This window comes from Candidatus Didemnitutus sp. (assembly GCA_019634575.1).
Lineage (GTDB): Bacteria > Verrucomicrobiota > Verrucomicrobiia > Opitutales > Opitutaceae > Didemnitutus.
In genome coordinates, this window is sequence record JAHCAY010000001.1 from 2066971 (window position 1) to 2085252 (window position 18282).

Here is an 18282-nt window from a genome sequence, read left to right on the forward strand (position 1 = left end):
TGAAAAGGTGGTGTTAGAGGGTCGAACGTGCGGCGCGCGCCCTCCCCTGTAAAGCCCGAAGTTAGCTCGCTGCCGGCACCGAAATCCGCCGCGCCAAAGCCGTAAAAACCACCTCCGCGCCCACCACCGACTCCGGCAAACCGGCCAGCCGCGCCACCACGCGCCGGTAGAGATTCAGCTGCACCACATGCCGCGCGACCGCGCGCTCCACCTCCGCGGCCTCGCCGCTGATCCGGTCGGTCTTGAAATCGAACACCGTCGCCGCCGCCACGCGCCCGTCGGGCCCGCGCACCACCACGACGCGATCGAACACACCCGACACCCACGCCCCGTCCAAAACCACCTCGAACGACCGCTCGCGCCAGACCTCCGCACCCGCCGTCCGCGTCCACAACTCCCGCAACGCCGGTGCCCGCAAGCAGCCGACGACCTCACTGATCGCCGCGTCGCTCGCCCCACCCGCCTGCCAAGCCGCCGCGCGCGCCTCGATTTCATCGCTCGCGCACCACACCACGCCGGCCAGCAACGCGTGCACTTCCGCGCCGAACGTCACCGCTTCGCGCTCGTCCCGCGCGAACAACCGCGCCGCGCTACGCTCTCCTGCCCGCTCGCCCGACGGCCGCCGCGCCACGCGCCGCGGCACCGCCGGCGCCGCGAGAGCCGTGATCGCCGGTGCCGACGCCTCGTCCGCCTCGCGCCCGATTCCGCTAAACCAGTCCGCCGCGCCCACCACCCACGCGCCGCTCAACTCCGCGCCGCCCACGCGCACCGCACCCGCGTCGCCGCCGAGCGTCTCGGCGAGGAGCTTCGGGTAATTGTGCGAGCGCGACTTCGCCGCCACCGGCGCCGTGATCGCATACATCGCGCGCTTCGCCCGCGTCATCGCGACGTAGAGCAGCGACAACGCCTCGTAGCACGTCGCGCCGGCCGCGCGCTCCGCGTGCCGACTCAGCACCGGATCGGCCTCAACGAGTTCGCTTTTCGGCAATTCCAGCACCCACTCCGGCTCGTGCGCGTCGTCCCGCGCGACCACCAATCCACGCGGCGACGCGGCGAGCTTCGTGCCTTCGAGCTCGGGTATAATCACCACGTCGAAGCCGAGCCCCTTGGACTTGTGAATCGTCATCACGCGCACCACCTCCGCGCTCTCCGGCTCGCGCGCCGTGTATTCCTGCATGAACCGCACGAACTCGTCCGGGTCGCGCCGGCCCTGCACGTCGAACAGCGCCGCCGCTCCCGCGAATTGCCGCGCGCGCTCACGCGTGAAATCCCCCGCCGGCGCCACGCGCGCGCTCCAATGCTCCGCGAACCGCTCGAATCCGTCCGCCGCGATCTGCGCGAGCACGCGCGCCGTGGCCGCCTCGCGGTCGCCCGCGCCCTCGGCCGTCAGCGCGGCGTGCAACGGCGTCATGCGCACATGCTCCCACGCGAGCGTGTCGCCGGGATGCGTCGCGGCCTGCACGAGCGCGAGCAGCGCCGCGCCGAGCGGGTTGTCCGTCGCCACCTGCAAATCCGATTCCGCCACCGCCGGCACGCCGCCCTCGCGGCGCAGGTAGTCGGCGATTTCCGCCGCTTGCCGGTTCGAGCGCGTGAGCACGGCGCAAGTGAGCCCGCGCGCGAGCGGATCGATCTCGCGGATGAGCCGCAGCGTGGTGGCGTGACGCTCCGCGTCGTCCTCTGCGAACAGCCACGCCGCCTGCCCGGCGCGGTCGCCGCGCTCCGTGCGATGCTCGCGCCACGCGCGCGTCCAGCGCCGGCTCGTCTCCTCGGGAAACAGCTCCGCGATGACCTCGCTCGCGCCGAACACCGCGTTGACCATCGCGATCACCTCCGGCCCCGAGCGCCACGACGCATCGAGCGGCTCGGTCGCGATCGGCGCCGTCGCGTCGTCGCCGCCGTTGTAGTGCCGGCGGATGTCGCCCATCAGCGTCGGGTCGCCCTCGCGCCAGCCGTAGATCGACTGCTTCACATCACCGACGCAGAAAAATGTTCGCCGCTCCTCCGGGTCCTGCACGACTTCGTCGATCAGGTTCTGCAACACGCTCCACTGTCCGCGACTGGTGTCCTGGAATTCGTCGAGCAGCCAGTGGTCGATGCCGGCGTCGAGCCGGTAGTCGAGCATCAGCCGCCCTTCCTCGTCCGCCGCGCCGAACGACAACGCGCGCGCGCCCGCGTCGGGCCGCAACAGCCGCGTGACGTCGCCGAACGTGAGCTTGCCCGCGCGCCGGACGAGCGCCGAGTAAACCGCGTCGTAGCGCGCGAGCACCGCGTGCAGGCCGCGCGTCATCGCGAGCTGTTTCCGCAATTCGCCGCCGGCCACCGCGCGCACGACTTCCCGCAGCGCCGCGCCGCCGGCCACGTCGAGCGTCTGCTTCTTGCGCTCGATGGTCAGCACCGCACCGATGCCGTCGAGCGCGCCGGCCACGGCGAGGAGCTTCGGCAGGAAATACGCCATCTCGTCGCCCCACGGTGCACCGACCGACCATTCGCCGAGTTCCGTCGCGAAACGCGTCCAGCGCGCGCGTTGCTCGTCGGTCATCTCCGCTCCGCCGCCGAGCCAGCGCCGAAGCGCGGCCGACGCGACCGCCGGCGCCACTTCGTCGAGCCACGGCTGGCCTGTTTTCCAGATGACGCCCGCCACGCCCCAATGCACGGGCGCGGGCACTTCGAGGAAACGCTCGTATTTCTCGTCGAGGAATTTGTCCATCCGCCGCGCGAGCTGCTTTTCTTCCGTGCCGAAGGTCGCGAGCTTGAACGCCTCGAGGAAGTCGCGCTGCGCGTCGTCGAGCGCGCCGCCGCTGGCGAAGAGTTGCCGCAGCACGCGCTCGCGCTCGCGCGCCGCCGCGTGACCCTCGATTACCTCGAAATCGCCCGCGAGCCCGAGCTCGAACGGGAACGCCTGCGCGATCTTCGCGAAGAAACTGTCGAGCGTGCCGAGCCGCAGCCGGTGCAGCGCGTCCACCATCGCGCGGAGCAGCCGCAGAAAATCCGCCGCGCGCAACTCCGGCCGGCCCACGTCGCGCGCGAGCGCTGCGGCGCGCTCCTCACTTGCCGCCGCCTGCGCGAGTTTGCCAAGGATGCCGTCGAAAAACTCGCCCGCCGCCTTGCGCGTGAACGTCAGCGCCACGATCCGCTCCGGCGCCGCGCCGGCCGCGAGCAGCGCGATGAAGCGGTTCGTCAGCCGGAAGGTTTTTCCGGTGCCGGCCGAAGCGTGGATCATCACCAAACGCGGCGAAATCATGGCGCGCCCTCCGCGTTCGGTTCGAAACCCGCCACGCTCGCCGCCACGCCGCGATGGAAGAGCGACGCGAAATCGTCCGACTCCGCACGCAGTTCCTCGTTGGGCGGCCAGAAATTTCCCGCGCGCACCGCCGCCACCACGCCTTCCGCGCAGCGCAGCGCGGACTCGTGCAGTTCGATCGAATAGCCGCCCCACAGCGCGAGCGCCGTGGCGCTGGCGGCCTTGGGCAGATTGAAATAGCCGCACGCCGCGCGCGCCGTCGCCTCGGGCAAAATCGCCGGCAGCGCGTGCAGGTAGAGCGGCAGCTGCAGGTCGGTCCATTGCCGCTCGCGTCCCTCGACGCTGAGCCGCGCCCACTCCGGCGCGTGCGCCCACGGCGTGTCGAGGTGCGCCTCGACGGGCGTTTTCGCGGTGTCGCTGGTCTTGTAGTCGAGCACGCGCCACGCGCCGCTCGACTCGTGCCGGTCGATACGATCGATGCGTCCGCGCAACTCGAGTCCGCCGAACTCCACCGCGAAATCGCGCTCGATGGCGTGGATCACCCAGCCGTCCGCGCGCTCGCGCGCCTGCACCTTCGCCGCCCAGCGCAAGCGCTGCCGCGCCGATTCCAGCTGCGCGACGATCGGCAGCGTCGGCGCCTCGCCATAGCGCGCCGTGGCCGCGCGGTCGAATTCCTCGACGAGCATCGCGGCCAGTGCGCGTTCGTCGGTGCAATCGCGCCACGGCGCCGCGGCGAATTTTTCCAGTGGCGTGTGGCAGAGGCGGCCGAAGTCGAACACGTCGAGTTCGCGCTTCGCCGCGTCGAAGGCCTCCATTTTCAGCGCGTGCTTCAGGTAGAAGCGGAACGGACACGCGAGGTAGCTGCGGAACGCCGTGGGCGAGAGCTTGCGCGGCGGCGGCACGCGACGCGGCGTGAGCCGCCACGCGCGCTCCCACGCGGGCAGCGTCGCCTCGGCGCCGAGTTCGCGGAACAGGTGCGCGACGCGACGCGGCAGCTCCGCGTCCTCGCATCGGAGCAACAACCGCGACGGCTTCAGCGGGTCGCCGGCAGCGGAAACCTTGCCGAGCAACACATCGACACGCCCGCCCTCACGGCGCGACGCCACGAGCGCGTGCACCAGATACGCGTCGCACGCAAAACGCTCGGCGTTGGTCTTCAGGCCGAGCAGCGCGCGCAGCGTCTCGGGCAGGAACACGTCGCCGACCACCGCCTTGGGCACGGCGCCGTCGTTCATGCCGGCGACGAGGACGTGCGGCGCGTCCTCGAACGGCAATTCGAGCCAGCCCTGCAACTCGACCGCACCGGTGGGTTTCTCGGCGTCGCGCGGCTGCTCGCCGAAGCGTTGCAACGCGATCTCCCACCAATCCTCGCGCGCGACGTGCGGAAATTTCTCCTCGGCCTCCGCGCACTCGCGCACGACCTCGCTCCACGTCTGCGCCGCCGCCGCGAAACGCCGATCCTCCGCCCGCGCGAGGTCGAGCCGGCGCGCGGCGAACATCCGCCCGAGCACCGCCTCCACACCGGCGGCGAAACCGCCGCGTCGCGACTCGTCGCGCGCCTCCGCCAACCGCGTGAGCCCGCGCGCCGCGACACCGCTGCGCGCGTGGCGGCGCGCGTCGGCGAGCGTCGCGGGCAGATGCGCGGCGTGCAGTGCGTCGAGCTCCTCCAGCCACGCAGCTGCGCTGAAACCCTCGCCGAGCTCCTCCGCGAGCCACGCCAGCGTCTCGGGCGCGCGCGCGAACGCGAGCGTGCGCGCGAAGGTCGGCTCGGCGGCGAAAGCCGCGAGCGCGACGAGGAAGTGGTGAAAACCCTCCGCGCTGTGCAATTCGCCGGCGGGGTTGAAGGCCGCGACGCCGACGCGTTCGAGCGCGTTCTCGGTCAGCGCGACGAGCGCGGCGTCGGCGAGGCCGATGGCGAGTTGCCCGTCGGGTTGCGGGTAGAGGCGGGCGACGCGCGCGACCTCCTCGGCTTGCGCGGCGGCATCGGCGAGCAGGTGCACCTCGCGCGCGAAATCCGCGAACGGCGGCGTGCGCCGCGCCCACGCCTCGGCGCGCGGCCGGCCCCACGCGTCGAAATTTTCCGCCTCTGACTCCGGCGCGAAAATCGCGATCTCGACCGGCACGCGGCGCGCGTGCTCCGCCAACGCCGTAAGCGCGAGCGGCAGCGGATCGGGCGTGGCAAGGACGACGATGCGATCAACGCCGTCGAGCGGCGCGGGCGCGGTGGCCGCGACAATGCGCGCGGCTTGCGGCTCGCGCAAGCCGCGCGCGGCGAGCGCGCCGGCGTGGAGGCGGCCGAGCTCGGCGAGTTGGCGCCAGCGCTCGCGTTCGCCAAAATCGACCGGCATGCGCGCGACGACGTCGGCGAGCGTCAGCGCCTCTTCGGCGAGTGCGGCTTGGAGGCGGAGCAACTCGCGCGCGAGCCGGAACGCCCACGCGAAATTGCGCGACGGCGGGTCCACCGGGAAAACCGCGCGGAACTCTCCGAGATCGATTTCCTGCAGCACGCGCGTCCAGGCGAGCGTGGCCGGGAGCGCGGCGGCGACCGCGGAATTTTCCGCCGGCGCGAGCAGCGCCTCCGGCGTGAGCACGCGCGGCGGGAACACAGCCTGCCTGTGCGTCGCGACGTGTTCCGCGAGACCAGCGCGGAGACGGCGGCCGGCTTGCCGCGTCGGCACCACGACCGCCGCGTGCGACAGATCGAGCGGCCCATCGCCTCTCCATTCGCGCGCGAGCCACGCCACTGCCTGCGGCAGCAGCGGCGACTGCCACGTCAGGAAATGACGCCGCACGTTTTCAGGAGCCTCGACCACGCGAGCACTTGAGCGAGAGCGCTGCGCCAGCGCAACCCGCGATGCACCGCCGTGGTCGCGGGACCGTTCGGCCCACGTCCAGACCTTGGTTAATGTCCTAACGGCCCTAGTGGGTAAATCTGTTGGAAATGCCGCACCGTGCTCCGTATCGCGGTTGAACCGATCAAGCGGCAGGGCGGAATCAGCTCCTGCTTTAGACCCGAATGCACTCTTCGCCTCATCCGAATCCCAGCGCCAAATTTCCCCGGAGCGTGCGCTGGCGTTTCGTGCTCGTGCTCGGCGGGCTCGGGCTGGCGTTTGTCGCCGTCCTGTGGGCGCTCCATGTCGCCGAGCGCCGCCAGCTGGAATCCCAGCGCCAGCAACTCCGGAACGAGGACGCGCGCCAGCTCGGCCGCTGGTTGGAGATCGCCGACCGGCCGATGCAGGAGCTGCTGCTCGACCTCGCCGCGGCCCCGGAAATCCGCGCAACGTTCGCCCGTCCCGACCCCGAGTGGCTGCGCGCCAACGTGAACGCCGCGCTCGCCGACCGGAGTTTCGACGCGGTGTGGCTCGTGCGCGCCGACGGCCGGCTCGCGCATCTCGCCCAGCGCGACGGCGCCGCCGCGCCGCCGGAGCTCCCCGGCCCCGAGCGCCTGGCCGCCGCCGAACACGCGGGGCGCCGGCTGAATTTCTTCACCACCGACCGCGACGCCCTCTGGCAATTCCGCGTCGCGCCAGTCGGCACGGCGGGCGAAAGCGCCGGCTGGATCGTCGTCGGCCGCCGCTGGACCGACGACTGGCTGCAGCACCTCGGCGGACTGGCGGAAGCCCAGGCGCGGCTCGAGGCGCCGTCGGTGGCGTTCGACGACGCCGGCGGGGCTGGTCCGCTCCAGGCGCGGCGAATGCTCGCTGACCTCGACGGCCGCGCCGTCCGCCAGCTCGTGCTCGAGCGTCCCTGGCCGGCGGACGCGGAGGGCGGCGCGAGTCCGTGGCCGGCCGCGCTGCTTTTCGTGGCGTTCGGCGCGGCGTTGCTCGCCGCCGTCGGCCTCGCCGTGCGGCGCTGGGTCCTCGATCCGCTCGCCCTGATCGGCGACAGCCTGCGGCGCCGCGACCCCGCCGCGATCGCGCCGCTGCTCGGCCGCGCGGACGAGTTCGCCCCGGTCGCGCAGCTGGTCGAGACTGCGCACGCCGACCGCAACGCCCTGCAGGTCGAGATCGCGGAGCGCCAGCGCACCGAGGTGGCGTTGCGCGAGAGCCAGGAGAACCTGCGCCACTCGATTGAACTGCGCGGCCGGCTCGCCCGCGACCTGCACGACCACGTCATCCAGTCGATCTACGCCGCGGGTCTCGGGCTCGAGGCGGTGCGCGGGCAGCTGAGCGCCGACCCCTTCGGGGCCGAGGGCCGCATCAAGCACTGCATGACGAATCTCAACGAGACGATCCGCACCGTCCGCAGCTACATCAGCGACCTCGAGCCGGAGCCGCCCGAAAAGCGCCAGCGCTTCACCGACGCCGTGCGCGCGCTCACCGCGACGATGCACGAGCTGTGGCCGGTCGAGTTCACCCTCGAGCTCGACGACGCCGTCGCGACGCAGCTCACGAACGTCGTCGAGATTCACGCCCTCCAGATCGTGCGGGAAAGCCTGAGCAACGCGCTGCGACACGGCCGCGCCTCGCGCATCCTCATCCGCCTGCAGGCCGCCGCCGCGGGCGGCGCCACGCTCGAGGTCATGGACAACGGCCGGGGCTTCGACCCGGTGCAGCGCATGGGCACGGGCCGCGGGCTGGTCAACCTTACCACCCGCGCCCGCGAGATGGGCGCCACGCTGCGGATCGAATCCGAGGAAGGCGGCGGCACGACCGTCCGCCTGCACCTGCCGCCACCGGGGGGCGCGGCATGAAGCCGCCCGTCCTCCGGCGCGCCGTGCGCGCGTTCACCCTGGCCGAGGTGATGATCGCCTCGCTCGTGCTCGTGTTCGGGATCGTCACCGCGATCAGCGCCATGCAGAGCGGCGTGCGCGCCATGGACCGCACCCGGAAGCTCGCGCTCGCCACCCAGGTTTTGCAGACGGAGATGGAGCAGCTGCGGCTGAAGAGCTGGACGCAGCTCGACGCGCTGACCGGCACGTCGGCGTTCACGCCGGACTCCGCCGCCGCCGGCGCCGGGGCGTTCACCTGCACGCGCCGCATCACGGCGCCCAAGACCGACATGAAGGAAATCACGCTGACCGCCGAGTGGCGCGGCAGCGACGGCCGCCCGCAGGCGGCGAAACTCATCACCCGCTACGGCCGGAACGGACTCAATGACTACATCAGCACGACGCATTGAACCGCGCCGCGCGCGCACCGGCTTCACCCTCGCCGAGGTGCTCATCGCGGCGACGTTGAGCGCGTTCGTGCTCGCGGCGGTGCTGAGCTCGTTCGTCTTCATCGGCCGCACCGGTTTCCGCACCAGCGGACTGAGCGAACTCGAGGCCGAGGTGCGCCGCGGGCTCGAGACGTTCGCCGAGGAGGTCCGCCTCGCCCGCGACGTGCACTGGAACAGCGCGCAGAGCGTCACGCTCACGCTGCCCACCGGCTCGACGGCCACAACCGTGACCTACGCCTACGACGCCGACTCAGGCAGCGCGACCTACCAGGCGTTCTATCGCGTGGTCGGCGACGCGGGCTCCACCGCGACGCGCAGGCCGCTGATCCGGAAACTCGCCGCGGATTTCGCCTTCCGGCGCTACAAGCTCGAGACCGCTTCCGGCATGAGCAACGTTGCCGCCAACGACACCGAGACGAAACAGCTCCAGATCGTCCTGCGCGCCCAGCGCACGAGCGGCGCCATCGCCGCGACGGACCAGGCGATCAGCTCCGCCCGCTACATCCTGCGCAACAAGCGCGTCAGCAACTGATGTCCCCGCACCTTCCGTCCTCCGCCCCGCCTTCCCGCCGCCCGCGCGCCGCGGCGCGCGATCGCGGCGCCGTGCTGATCGTGACCCTGCTGATCATGGCGGTGCTCGCCCTCGCCCTCACCAGCTACGTGAACCTAAACCTCAATTCCGCGCGGATGGCGCAGCGCGGTTTCCAGCAGGCCGCGGCGTTCAACCTCGCCGAGGCCGGCGCGGAGGAGGCGCTGTGGTCGTTCAACCAGGCCAACACCGGCGCGGGCGGCGCGTGGAGCGACTGGACCCTCGCGAGCGGCGCGGCGAAGCGGCAATTCACCGGCTTCGATCTCGGCAGCGCCTCCGGGCGCGTGCAGGTCTACGTCGACAACTATGCGCCCAGCGGCAGCGCGCGCCCGAGCGTCGTGGCCCTCTCGACCGTCGAGGCGACGGGCGGCGCCGCGGTGACGAAAATGGTCGAGGTCACGCTGCGCCGGCGTTCCCGCTTCAGCGCCGGCCTGATGGCGAAGGACAGCGTGACCTTCGCCGGCAACCGCGCCTCGGTCGACAGCTGGAACTCCGACCCCGACAACGACCCGGCCACCGCCCCGGTCGCTTACAGCGCCACCACGCGCAACGACCGCGGCAGCGTCGCCAGCGTGTCGGTCGAGACGCGCAAGGTGCTCGTCAACCAGGCCGACGTCTACGGCTACGTCTACACCGGCGGCCCTGACCCCGTCGTCGGCGACAACGGCTCGATCCGCGGCCGCGACACGCCGGCCGACGTGCCGGTCGATCCGGCGCGCGTCGCGACGGATTTCTCGGCCACCTTCCCCGACGTGACCGCGCCGACCGACGGCACCTGGCTGGCTGCGCTGCCCGCCACGCTCGGCACCGCCGGCCAGGCGACGAAATGGCGCTGCCCGAACCTCTCGCTCAGCGGCCGGCAGACGCTCACGATCTACGGTGACGTCACGCTCGTGCTCACCGGCGGCACGGGCACGCGCACCATCGACGTCACCGGCCAGGCCGGCATCATCCTCGCGACGAACTCGACGCTGACCGTGTATTCCGAGGGCGACATGCTCATCGCCGGCAACGGCCTCACCAATCCCAACACCCGCCCCGCCACGTGCCTGATCTACGGCACCAACACCCGCGCCGGCGGCCAGCGCATCCAGATCGCCGGCAACGGCGCGCTCAAGGCCGCGCTCTACGCGCCCAACGCCGACATCACGATCAACGGCAATGGCGACATCTACGGCGGTGCCGTCGGCAACACCATCACGCTCACCGGCCAGGCCGAGTTCCACTACGACGAGTCGCTCGAAAACCTCGACGCCGGCATGCCCTTCGGCGTCGACCAATGGCGCGAGATCACCGGCGGCGACGCCCGCGCGGCGCAGATGGGCAAATTCGCCGGCTGGTAGCCGGGCACCGGTATGACGACACGCCCGGCCGCGGCAACCGGAGCACCCGCTCCGAAACGTAGCGAAAAAACACAACTGCCGTCCGCCGCGCCCGCAGACCGTCGCCCGGACCGCGCGCCTCCCGCGCTGCCTTCGCGTTCCCGATCCCAAAGAAAAACCCCGCGGCCGGTCGGCGCGCGGGGCTTTAAAATCTGTCGCGTCAGCGACCGCTCACTTCTTGGCGAAGATGTATTTCGCGACCTGCGACTTGTGGTGCGAGGCGGTGTTGCGGTGAATGACGTTGCTCTTCACGGCCTTGTCGAGCGCGGAGCTGTAGGCGATCGCGGTGGCGCGCGCCTTCTCGGGATCGTTGGCGGCGGCAGCCACGGCCTTGGCGAGGGTCTTCAGGCGGGTCTTGACGGTCTTGTTGCGCGCGGCGTTGCGGGCGGACTTGCGCGCGGCTTTGATAGCGGACTTGGTGTTGGCCATGACGGTTTAAATTTTAGGAAACGTGGAAGGACCCAAAATCGCCGGGGTGAGTCAAGAGCTTTCTCCCATGGGGCCAAATGGCCCTCTGGTTCGTGTTTGATTGCCGGGCCGGGTAAAAACCCCTACTTCGCAGTTTGGAATTTTGGATGAAAACTCAAACCCGGCTCATCGCACTGCTCTGCCTCGTGCTCGGAGTTTTCGCGCTGAGTGTCGGCCTGTTGCGTGAATCGCAAAAACGCGAAAGCCGCCAGATGTTCGGCCAGATCGCGCAGGAGCGCGCCGCGCTCACGGAACGCCTGCTCGACCTCACCGGCCAGACGCTGCGCAATTTCGCCAACGACTACTCGAACTGGGGCGAGATGTTCCAGTTCATCGACCGGCCCGATCCGGCCTGGGCCAGCGTAAACATCGACGCCAGCCTGCCGAATTTCAACGCCCACGCGGCCTGGGTCGTCTGCGCCAATGGCAAACAGATCCATGGCGCCGTCCGCGGCGTCGACGCCGCCTTGCGCACGCCGCCGTTCGCCATCGCGGACCTGCTCCCTTACCTGCGGCAAAACAAGTTCGCGCACTTCTTCGTCTCCAGCCCCGCGGGCGTTCTGGAAATCCGCGCCGGCCCCATCCAGCCGTCGGAGGACACCGCGCGCACCACCGCCCCCCACGGCTGGTTCATCGTCGCTCGCCTTTGGGACGCCGACTACCAACGCAGCCTGCAACAGGTCCTCGAGAGCGAAGTCCAGCTCGTCGCCCCGGGCACCGCCGCGCCCCCTGACACGCCGAACGAAATCGTCACGGAGCGCAAACTCACCGACTGGACCGGCAAGACCGTCGCGCTCTTCCGCTCCGCGCATCGCGTGCGCACCGCCGAGCCGGTCGATATCGGCAACGACTACGAGATCCTCCTCTTCCTCGTCTTCGGCGGCATCGTCATTGCCGCCACCGTCATCGGCGTCACGCGCTGGGTCGTGCGTCCGTTGCGCCGCCTCGAGCAGAGCCTCGCGGAAAACTCCCCCGCCCCCCTCCGCACGCTCGCGCTGCAGCCCGACATTTTCGGCCGCCTCGCCACGCTCGTCGCCGGCTCCTTCGAGCACCGCCAGGAACTCGAGCGCGAGATCGACGAGCGCCGCCGCGCCGAAGCCGCGCTCCGCCAAAGCCGCGAGGAGCTCCGCCAATCCAGCGAGCTCAAAGCCCGCCTCGCCCGCGATCTGCACGACGGCGTCATCCAATCCATCTACGCCGCCGGCCTCGGCCTCGAAGGCGTGCGCGCCTCCCTCACACGCGATCCGACCGCCGCCGAGCGCAAGCTCGATGCCGCGCGCGACGCGCTGAACCAAACCATCCGCGAAGTCCGCTCCTTCATCCAAGGCCTCGAACCCGAATTCGCCGACCGCCCCGAGTTCGGCCAAGTCCTCCGCTCGCTCATCACGACGCTCCAATCGCTGCACCCGGTCGCATTCGCACTCCAGATCGACCTGCCCCCCGCCACCCTCTCCGCCCGCGAAGAAGTGCACACGCTCCAGATCGTCCGCGAGTGCGTCAGCAACGCCCTCCGCCACGGCGGCGCGCGCCACATCGCCATCCAACTCGCCCGCGAAGACGATCACCCCGTCCTCCACCTCCGCGACGACGGCGTCGGCTTCGACGCCGCCAACGTCCGCCGCGGCAGCGGCCTCGCCAACCTCGCCTCCCGCGCCACGGAGATCGGCGCCACTTTCACAATCGCCTCAACCCTCGGAAAAGGAACGGACATCACCCTTCGCTTTTCCCCGAGACCCTCGACCCCATGACCAGCACCGCCACCAAAATCATCACCCTGCTCCTCGTCGACGACAGCGAACTCGTCCGCACCGGACTCAAGACCCTCCTCGCCACCCGCGCCGACGGCTACCACTTGCAGGTGCTCGGCGAGGCCTCGTCCGTCGCCACCGCCGTCACCGAGACGACGCGCCTCCAACCCGACGTGGTGCTGCTCGACATCCGCCTCCCCGACGGCACCGGCTTCGAAGCGTGCCGCCAGATCCTCGCCCAGCTCCCCGACACGCGCGTGCTCATCCTCACCTCCGTCATCGACGACAACCTCGTCTACGAAGCCATGAGCAGCGGCGCCCACGGCTACCTCCTCAAGGAGATCAACGCGCAGGCGCTCTGGCAGGCGATCATCGACGTCGCCTCCGGCAAATTCATCCTCGATCCCGCCGTCACCACCCGCGTCCTCAACCTCGTGCGCCACGGCGCACCGCAGAGCGAACAGGACAAACTCGCCCAACTCTCCGCGCAGGAACGCCGCGTCCTCGCCCTCGTCGCCGACGGCAAGACCAACAAGGAAATCGCCGAGCAGATGGGCCTCAGCGACAAGACAGTGAAGAACTACCTCAGCAACATCTTCGAGAAGCTCCAGATCAGCCGCCGCTCCCAAGCCGCGGTGCTCTACGCCGAAAGTCGCAGCCCGAAGCCGCCCGTTCGGCCCTGACTCTTAGGGCCGCTTTAACGAGGCCTCCGTCTGTGTCGGACCGCGTCCGCGAGCGCTAAGCTCGGGACGTGAATCCCGTCCGCACTCCCGCCGCGCTTCCCCCTCGCACCGCAGATCGGCGCGCCCGCCCGCGCCCGGCCCTGCTGTCGCGGTCCGGCCCCCGCGGCTTCACCATTCTCGAAGTCATGATGGCGACATTCGTCATGGCGCTCGGCATCTCGACCTCGATCATCGCGATGCAGCAAGGCTACAAGTTCCTCGACGTCGCGCGCGGCACCACGCTCGCCTCGCAAATCATCCAGAGCGAGATCGAGCGCATTCGCATGATGAGTTGGAGCACGGTCACCGCGCTGGCGACCGCGACCGACACCACCGCGCCCTTCCCCAGCGGCAGCCCCGCCGGCGTCGAGATGTTCGACGGCGCCACCTATTTCTCCAGCGCGACCGCCATCCAGGGCGACTACACCATCACGCGCACCACGACGCTCGACTCCGCCCGTCCCTCGGACGTCGCCCTGATCACCATCTCCGTGCAATGGCGCACCTACGACGGCCGCACGCAGGACCGCCGCTTCCAGATGCGCTACATGAAAAACGGCCTCTATGACTACTACTACACTCTCGCGCGTCCCTGACGCCGGTCCGCGCGCGCGCCGCCGCGGCTTCACGCTCGTCGAAGTCCTCATCAGCTCGAGTCTGGCCGCGTTCATCCTCACCGGCGTGCTGACCTGTTTCCTCTTCCTCGGCCGCAGCGGCGCGAACATCCAAAATTACAGCGACATGGAAGGCCAGGCCCGCCGCGGCCTCGAGCAATTCGCCCAGGACGTCCGGCAAGCCAGCTCCATTACCTGGAACAGCAACCAGTCCGTCACGCTCGTCGTCGACTCCACCAACGTCACCTGGGCCTACGCCTCCGGCGCCCTCACCCGCCAATCCGGCACCGCCACCGCCCGCACCATGCTCAGCGGCATCACCGCCTTCACCTACAAGGCCTACACGATCAACGGCGTCGAAATCACCGATTTCGCCAGCGCCTCCGCCCTCACCACCGCCGGCCAGACGACCAAGCAGCTCCAAATTTCCCTCGAAGCCGCGCGCACCACCACCACCGCCGCCCGCGCCACCAACCTCGTGCTCTCCGCCCGTTACATCCTGCGCAACAAGCGCGTCACTGCCTGACCCGCCGCCCCCGATGATCCACCCGCCTCTCTCCTCCCGCACGCCGCGCCGCTCTCGCGCCGCCACCGAACGCGGCTCCCTCCTCATCGTCGCGATGCTGCTTTGCGCGATCATCGGCATCTCCCTCGTCACCTACATCAACGTCGGCCGCTCCGCGCTGCGCACCTCCAACCGCTCCCTCTACAACAACGCCGCGATGAACCTCGCGGAAAACGGCCTCGAGGAAGCCATGTATTCCATCAACAAGCTCGTCGCCGACTCGACCTACTCCTTCACCTCCGACGGCTGGAGCGCCGTCGGCTCGAACGACATGCGCCGCAAATGGACCTCGTCCACCGACAGCACGCTCCAGTTCGACCAGAACGCCACCGGCGAGATCCGCGTCTACGTCTACAACTACGACGGCGCCGCCGCGCCCAACATCGTGGCCCGCGCCCTCGTCACCGTGCGCGGCGACACCACTTCCGCCCCAGTCGAGAAATGGGTCCGCGTGCAACTCCGCAAAACCTCCAAATTCGCCAACGGCCTCGTCGCCAAACAGACCATCAACTTCAACGGCAGCCCCCAAGTCGACAGCTGGAACTCCGACCCCGACAACAACCCCGCCACCGCTCCCGTCGTCTACAGCGCCGCCACCAAGAACGACGCCGGCTCCGTCGGCTCCATCTCCGTCGGCGTGAACGCCGTCCTCGTCGACAACGCCGATATCTGGGGCTACGTCGGCACCGGCGGCTCCGCCCCGCAAGTCGGCTCCACCGGCACCATCGGCCCCTTCGGCACGCCCACCGGCACCACCGTCACCTCGCACGTCACCACGGATTTCTCCGCGAGCTTCGACAACGTCACCGTGCCCTCCACCTACACCTACGCCAACGCCGGTGCCCTCAGCACCAGCACCGTGATCCCGACCGACATCCCCGGCGCCACCATGGCCGCCGACGGCAAATACTACATCACCTGCTCCAGCATCGGCGGCTCGAACAAAGTCTACACCATCGCCGCCGGCAAAAAAGTTGTCCTCAAGGTCACCGACACCACCGGCAACTGCATCGACATCAAAGGCGGCAGCGGTGGCATCAGCATCAGCTCCGGCGCCTCCCTCGAGGTCTACGCCGCCGGCGACATCAACATCAGCGGCCAAGGCGCGATGAACGGCGGCACCTCCGCCGCCACCATGGGCCAGCCCGTAAACTTCCAAATCTACGGCACCAAGACCAGCGGCACCCAAGCCATCAGCGTGAAAGGCAACGGCGTCTTCTCCGGTGTGCTCTACGCCCCCTTCGGCTCCGTGACCCTCGACGGCTCCGTCGAGACCTTCGGCTCCGTCGTCGCCAACGACATCACGCTCAACGGCTCCAGCGCGCAGTTCCACTACGACGAGTCCCTCGGCAATTTCGGCGGATCCAATCCCTTCCGCGTCACTCGCTGGGACGAACTCAACACCGCCGCCGACCGTTCCGTCTACGCCACCGTCCTCACCTTCTGACGCAGTCTACGTGGGTCAGCGCGCTCGCGCGCCCTCTCGTCGGGCGGAATCACCGCCGCCCATGCAGGGCGGGGTCTCCCGACCCCGCCGTCGTAGCGGCGAGCACCAGCGAGCCGAAAACTCGCCTCCGCTCACTCCCTCGCCCCACGCGCCGCCCACCGCGCCCACGCCAGTCCCAACGCCGTTCCGGCAAAATCCGCCGCGATCTGCTCCCATTGCACCACACCGCGGCGCGCCGTCACGTCGTCCTTCAGAAAATTCAACGCCAGCTCCCAATGCAGGCTGTAAGCCTGCCACAGCACCACCGGCAGCCACACCCGCCACGCCCTCGCACGCGCCCGCGTTGCCACCCACGCCTCGAACGGCCGCAACGCCGCCAGCATCGCCACGAGATAAACGCTCGCCGCGAGCGCGCGCCCGCCATTCGTCGCTGGCCGCCAACCCGGCCAACACATCCACCACAACAACACGACGAGGAACGCCCCCACGCTCCAACCGTGATTCGCCACCACGCGCCACACCGGCATCACGCGCGATTGCATCGCCACCTCCCGCGCACCGAGCGTCAGCGTCACCACCAAGCCCGCCCCGCCCACCACATGCGCCGCGAGCACGAGATGCTCGTAGGCGAGATGATGGTAGAGCCACAGTCCCATGTAACCCGTCAGCCGTTGCGCCGTGAACAGCAGCACGCAGCACGCAGCCAGCACCAGATGCGTGTCGGCCGGCATCCAGCAGGTGCTCGTAAACTGCCTCGGCAATAGTCCGCGGTTCCGCACGCCGCGATCCAAGCCGTCGCCCGCCGCCTTGTCCGCCCCGAAATCGCGTCTTCGCGAGGGGAAGCGCAGATCGCAGCGGCGAACGCAACGCGAGCCGACGATCTTCACTCGCTGGCGCCTGTAGCTACGTCGGAGAAACCGGTCCCCGACCAGATCGACGTCAAATGGGTGGGCGCCGCCGTCCCCGGCGGCGACATGCGCGCACCGTCCGCGCAGAACGCACGCCCTTCGCGCCGGCAGGGACGCCGGCACCACCTTGTCCGCTCACACCGCAAAAATGGAGCGGGGCGTGCCGCTCGTCGCAGCACGCCCCGCATGGTGATGAACTAGTTTCGGCGCCGTAAGCCGGATTCTGTGCAGCGCGCCGAAGCGCGCCTGACCTTCATTTCTCTCAAATCCGCCCGAGAGCGGACCCGTCCGCCGTAGTCTCCGACGAAGTCGGAGCGTAGGCGGATGCGGCATACCCGCGGCTATCGGACGGGCCGCCCAGCCGCCTATGTTGCCTTGCACCGGATTGGGTTTTTCGTGCCGCCGGCATTGCTGCACGGCGCGGTGGGCTCTTACCCCACCTTTTCACCCTTACCGGACGGTTACCCGCCCGGCGGTTTGTTCTCTGTGACACTGTCCATCGCGGCGCCTTGACGCGCCACGCCCGCGCTTTCACGCGGAATCCTGCCCGATGGTGTCCGGACTTTCCTCTCCTGGTTCAAAGAACTCGGAGCGAAGGTCTGGCTCCGAAACTAGAGCCGCCAGAGAACGATGCGTCCGCACTGATCGCAAGTGACAATATTCTCCGCCTTGCGCGCCTCGAATTCGATGTTCGACGACACCTTCATGTGGCAACCGCCGCAGCGGCCGCCCTGCACCGGCACGCACACCGGCAGGCCCGGCTTCTTCGCGAGACGATCGTAGAGCCGCGCTTGCGGTTCCGGCACGGCGCCGCGCGCCGCGTTGGTGGTCGCCACCGCCTGCTCGTGCTCGGCTTTCAGCTCCTTCTCGTGCGCACGCAGCGACGCGATCTTCGCCTCGTGACCGGAAATGTTCTCCTTCAGCACGCGCTCGGCGGCGGCGAAGCGCTTCTTCGCCTCGTCGATCGCATACATCACCTTCAGCTCCTCCTCCTCGAAGCCGCCGATCGTCGCCTCCATCGTCTCGATCTCGTGAGTGAGCGCGCGATACTCGTCGTTCTTGCGCACCTCGAGCTGCTGCGTGCGATACTTGGCGGCCTTTTCCTGCGCGGACTTGATGTCGTTCTCGAGCGACTTCTTCTTCGTCTCGAGCCCGTGCCACTCGGACTTCGCGGTTTCGATCGCCTGCTTCTCGGCGGCGATCTTGGCCTCCACCGCGGCGACGTCGCGCGGCACGGCGGCGAGTTGCTGCTCCAGCGCCAAGCGCTTCATGTCCGCCTCCTGCAACGCGAGCAGGTTATCCAATTTGATCGCAGCCATGCGGCGACACTGCCCGCCGCGCCGCGACACCGTCAAACGAAACCTCCGGCACGCGGAATTTCTGCCAAAACCTGCGCCCAATCCCACCCCGCTCCGACCGGGCCGAACGGCTCTCCGCC

At 69.5% G+C, this 18282-nt stretch carries 14 protein-coding genes and 1 other RNA gene; 9 read left to right on the forward strand and 6 right to left on the reverse strand.

The window, feature by feature from the left end:
* Positions 1-61: 61 nt before the first annotated feature.
* Together KF715_08850 and KF715_08855 are read right to left on the reverse strand one after the other, a co-directional pair.
* Positions 62-3241, reverse strand: a complete 3180-nt coding sequence (locus KF715_08850; protein ID MBX3736783.1) for a UvrD-helicase domain-containing protein — start codon at positions 3239-3241, stop codon at positions 62-64.
* A complete protein-coding gene (locus KF715_08855) occupies positions 3238-6033 on the reverse strand; it encodes a PD-(D/E)XK nuclease family protein (protein ID MBX3736784.1) in 2796 nt (931 codons plus the stop codon). The genes KF715_08850 and KF715_08855 overlap by 4 nt, the downstream gene beginning before the upstream one ends.
* 272 nt (positions 6034-6305) lie before the next feature.
* Here KF715_08855 and KF715_08860 point away from each other — a divergent pair, with 272 nt between their 5' ends.
* Genes KF715_08860 through KF715_08875 form a run of 4 tightly spaced genes read left to right on the forward strand, consistent with a single transcriptional unit; the run spans position 6306 to position 10333 of the window.
* Entirely contained in the window at positions 6306-7934 is a 1629-nt protein-coding gene (locus KF715_08860) for a hypothetical protein (protein MBX3736785.1), read from the forward strand.
* Entirely contained in the window at positions 7931-8362 is a 432-nt protein-coding gene (locus KF715_08865; protein MBX3736786.1) for a hypothetical protein, read from the forward strand. Before KF715_08860 ends, KF715_08865 begins: the two co-directional genes overlap by 4 nt.
* Positions 8337-8933: a prepilin-type N-terminal cleavage/methylation domain-containing protein gene (locus KF715_08870; protein ID MBX3736787.1), complete on the forward strand. Its 597-nt coding sequence runs from the start codon at positions 8337-8339 to the stop codon at positions 8931-8933. Before KF715_08865 ends, KF715_08870 begins: the two co-directional genes overlap by 26 nt.
* Positions 8933-10333: a hypothetical protein gene (locus tag KF715_08875; GenBank protein MBX3736788.1), complete on the forward strand. Its 1401-nt coding sequence runs from the start codon at positions 8933-8935 to the stop codon at positions 10331-10333. Before KF715_08870 ends, KF715_08875 begins: the two co-directional genes overlap by 1 nt.
* 210 nt (positions 10334-10543) lie before the next feature.
* Here the strand turns inward: KF715_08875 and rpsT are convergent, their stop codons facing one another.
* A complete protein-coding gene (gene rpsT, locus KF715_08880) occupies positions 10544-10801 on the reverse strand; it encodes a 30S ribosomal protein S20 (GenBank protein MBX3736789.1) in 258 nt (85 codons plus the stop codon).
* Positions 10802-10947: 146 nt separating this feature from the next.
* Here rpsT and KF715_08885 point away from each other — a divergent pair, with 146 nt between their 5' ends.
* The 5 genes from KF715_08885 (at position 10948) to KF715_08905 (ending at position 15936) form a co-directional block, all read left to right on the forward strand.
* Positions 10948-12588, forward strand: coding sequence for a hypothetical protein (locus tag KF715_08885; protein ID MBX3736790.1), 1641 nt, complete (start codon positions 10948-10950; stop codon positions 12586-12588).
* A complete protein-coding gene (locus tag KF715_08890) occupies positions 12585-13271 on the forward strand; it encodes a response regulator transcription factor (protein MBX3736791.1) in 687 nt (228 codons plus the stop codon). Before KF715_08885 ends, KF715_08890 begins: the two co-directional genes overlap by 4 nt.
* Before the next feature lie 185 nt (positions 13272-13456).
* Positions 13457-13906, forward strand: a complete 450-nt coding sequence (locus tag KF715_08895; protein ID MBX3736792.1) for a hypothetical protein — start codon at positions 13457-13459, stop codon at positions 13904-13906.
* Positions 13875-14450 (forward strand): prepilin-type N-terminal cleavage/methylation domain-containing protein, encoded by a 576-nt coding sequence (locus KF715_08900; GenBank protein ID MBX3736793.1) that lies wholly within the window; start codon positions 13875-13877, stop codon positions 14448-14450. The genes KF715_08895 and KF715_08900 overlap by 32 nt, the downstream gene beginning before the upstream one ends.
* Positions 14451-14463: 13 nt before the next feature.
* The gene (locus KF715_08905) at positions 14464-15936 is read left to right on the forward strand and encodes a hypothetical protein (protein MBX3736794.1); all 1473 of its coding nucleotides are present in this window, start codon (positions 14464-14466) and stop codon (positions 15934-15936) included.
* A 131-nt stretch (positions 15937-16067) separates the two neighbouring features.
* Here the strand turns inward: KF715_08905 and KF715_08910 are convergent, their stop codons facing one another.
* The 3 genes from KF715_08910 to KF715_08920 form a co-directional block, all read right to left on the reverse strand.
* Entirely contained in the window at positions 16068-16667 is a 600-nt protein-coding gene (locus KF715_08910) for a hypothetical protein (protein MBX3736795.1), read from the reverse strand.
* Positions 16668-17041: 374 nt separating this feature from the next.
* Positions 17042-17455: RNase P RNA component class A (rnpB, locus tag KF715_08915), an RNA gene on the reverse strand.
* Complete coding sequence (locus tag KF715_08920) at positions 17456-18163, reverse strand: hypothetical protein (protein ID MBX3736796.1); 708 nt, start codon at positions 18161-18163, stop codon at positions 17456-17458. It abuts the RNA gene before it with no gap.
* Positions 18164-18282: the final 119 nt, after the last annotated feature.